This is a genomic window from Bradyrhizobium sp. NBAIM08, assembly GCF_020193935.1.
GTDB lineage: Bacteria > Pseudomonadota > Alphaproteobacteria > Rhizobiales > Xanthobacteraceae > Bradyrhizobium > Bradyrhizobium yuanmingense.
Map to the genome: position 1 here is coordinate 1 of NZ_JADYVR010001424.1, position 379 is coordinate 379.

Annotated in this window: 1 protein-coding gene; it reads right to left on the minus strand. The window is 67.8% G+C overall.

Annotated features, from left to right (window positions below):
* Positions 1–379: hypothetical protein (locus I6F37_RS45250; protein ID WP_225155164.1), on the minus strand; the 379-nt coding region annotated here is incomplete at both ends.

The following is a 379-nucleotide window of genomic DNA, read 5'->3' on the forward strand; positions in this document are numbered from 1 at the left end:
TCGTGCTCCGGCAACGTCTGGCGCGCCTCGTTTCGGATCAGCTCGCCGTATCGCTTCGCCTGTTCCTCGTCGGTCGCGCCGGTCTTCAGCATCTCTCGAGACCTGTCGGCGGACGCCTGCATGACGGTGCGGAAACGCGCCAGGTGCGGGCGTGCCGCGGCGACCGGGCCGAAGTGCGTCAGGAACAATGCGGCCGGCCGCCAGGCTTCGATGGTGTCCAGGCTCTGGTGCCAGGCTTCGATGTCGATGTCGGGCGGCGGTGTCGGCGCGATCAGGAATTCGCCGGCGACCTGCACGCCGCCGGTGTCGCCGACGTAAGCCATCCCGGTGTGCTCATCGAGATAGCTGACGTGATGCTTGGCGTGTCCCGGCGTGTAGG